Source organism: Filifactor sp. (assembly GCF_057248345.1).
In genome coordinates this window covers 1-2,626 of sequence record NZ_DBHIIC010000077.1, presented here as the reverse complement: position 1 = coordinate 2,626, position 2,626 = coordinate 1, and the positions used below count along the sequence as shown (strand labels likewise).

Sequence of the window (2,626 nt, the reverse complement as noted above, 5' to 3'; positions counted from 1 at the left end):
GAAGTTTTCTCATAAAACTTTTTATTTAAAAAAGTTCCATCCATACACACAATTATTAAAATAGCTTGACTCTTTTTTAACTATCCATTTTTTCCGTATTTTTTCTTTACACAAAAAATATCCGATAACAGAATCACATTTTCTTGTGTTATGATATAATAGGTGGAAAAATCAACATGATATAGAAACGAGGAATAAACATGGCACTAGACGGAATCACTTTACGATCTCTGGTACACGAGATGAAATCCAAATTGGTCAACGGAAAAATTGATAAAATTACACAACCGGAAAAGGATGAAATCTGGCTGACCATTCGAAATGAAAAACAGAATCATAAATTATTAATCAGTGCTAATTCAAGCACACCAAGAATCCATTTTGTCAATGATGCAAAAAAGGAGAATCCTCTAACAGCACCCATGTTTTTGATGTTGTTAAGAAAACATGTCGGGAATGGAACAATCAAAAGTGTAGAACAACGTTCTACAGAAAGAATTGTTGAAATTTCCATTGATGCGTATGATGAACTTCGGGTGCTGAAAAACAAAACTCTTATTATTGAACTGATGGGAAAACATAGTAATATAATCTTAATTCATTCTGAAGACAGAAAAATTATTGATTCCATCAAAAGAGTCAGTCTAAACATAAGCTCAGTTAGAGAAGTCCTGCCTGGACTGACATATCAATATCCTCCCGGTCATAAAAAAATAAGTCCTATTCATCGACTTGATGAAAATGAATTTCGTAGCTTATGTTCCAATTTTCACTCAGAAATCTACAAACTCTTCTATATGAGTTATGAGGGAATGAGTCCAACCATTTCAAAAGAAATTTGTTATCGTGCTAATATTGAATCAACAGAGATTGCAAGTTCTCTTACTGATGTGAAAATAGAAAAATTATGGGGTGCTTTTTTCAGAATGATGTCAAAAGTAGAGCAACACGAATACAATCCATGTATTGTCGTTCAAAAGAATCCCCATACTATTCTTGACTTTTCATCAGTATTACTGACTAATCATAAAACAATGGAGCTTGTCGAGTATCAATCCATCCATACTGCTTGTGAAGAATTCTATGTTTTAAAAGATAAAACTGAAAGAATCCAACAGAGAACTTCTGCACTTAGAAAAAAAATACAGACTCGTTTAGATACATTGAAACATAAAACCGAAAAACAAAATAGTGAAATTTCATCTTCTATGTTGTTGGATAAAGACAAACTTTATGGTGAACTGCTTACTTCCTTTATTTATCAAATTAAAACAGGCATGAGTGAAATTACGTTAGACAATTTCTATAATGAGAATGAGAAGATTACCATTCCTTTAGATGTTCAAAAAAGTCCTTCTGAAAATATCCAACGATATTTCAAAAGATACCAAAAATCAAAAAATCGTATTGAAGAGTTAACTGAACAACTTGAGATTGCACAAAAAGAAATTTCTTACTTAGAAAATGTTTTGTTGTCCATTTCACAAATTGAAAACTATGATGAAATTTCAGAAATACAGGATGAATTAGCCAAACAAGGCTATATCCGACGCCCTGCTAACCATAAATCGAAAAAAGAGACTATGTCATCTCCAATGGAATTTACATCCAGTGACGGCACCACCATATTGGTTGGAAAAAATAATACACAAAATGATCGACTCACTCTTAAAATATCTTCTCCTAGTGACACTTGGCTCCATACAAAAGATATTCCGGGCTCACATGTTATTATTCGTGCAAAACAACAAGATATTTCTGAAAAAACGTTATATGAAGCCGGCGTTCTTGCTGCCTACTATAGTAAAGGAAAATTTTCTTCCAATGTCCCTGTGGACTATACAGAGAGAAAGAATGTCAAAAAACCAAATGGTGCAAAACCGGGTATGGTTATCTATGTCAACAACTCTACAATCTATGTAACTCCGGAAGAATCAATCGTAGAACAGTTGAAAACTCATGTAACGGAATAACAACCCTACTATGCCGGAAGTACACAACTCTTTCATTGTCTTTAACAACTTTGGAGTAGTTAAACTTCTCTTGGTATCCTAAGGTATTAGAGTAGAAATACAAACGTCCTAAGAAAGATATGTACTTCAAAGATATGTACTTCTGTTTCTATGATTCTAAAAAAAATAGAAGAGGAAATAACAAAATTCGTACAATGTTAGAGTAGTATAAATATAGAAAAAACTTCTATCACACCAACAACCATGTAACGGATATGAAGAATACACTATTTATTCCTATTTAGACAGAAGAGGTAGAATCATAACTCTACGGTTATGCCCTACCTCTTTTCGTTCCACTATCATAAAATCGACAATACAATTCTATATTCCAATATCTTTATTGTACTCATATATTCATATCACTTATTTCAAATGTCATCAAATGTTTTACAAAACTGTCAAGTTATAATATGTTTCACTAATATCTATCATTCTAATAAGTTCGAGTTATCATTTAGCATTCCATCAATATACTTACGGTACGATTCAGTAAAAATTTTTTCATAGACTCAAATCAAGAGAACTCCCATTTAAATACGAATATCATAAAATCATTTTGAATGATTGGATGTCAGTGACTTTTCAGAGTATAAAAAATGCGTAACAGATAA

General features: G+C 31.9%; 1 protein-coding gene. It reads left to right on the top strand.

All coding sequences use genetic code 11. The features are described 5' to 3' along the window. Positions 1-200 precede the first annotated feature (200 nt). Positions 201-1,973, top strand: coding sequence for an Rqc2 family fibronectin-binding protein (locus ACO5GE_RS07935; protein ID WP_484830371.1), 1,773 nt, complete (start codon positions 201-203; stop codon positions 1,971-1,973). Positions 1,974-2,626: the final 653 nt, after the last annotated feature.

What these genes read in the sequence shown, in the direction of transcription:
- ACO5GE_RS07935 (WP_484830371.1), top strand. Translation starts at nt 201, where the DNA reads ATGGCACTAGACGGAATCACTTTACGATCTCTGGTACACGAGATGAAA.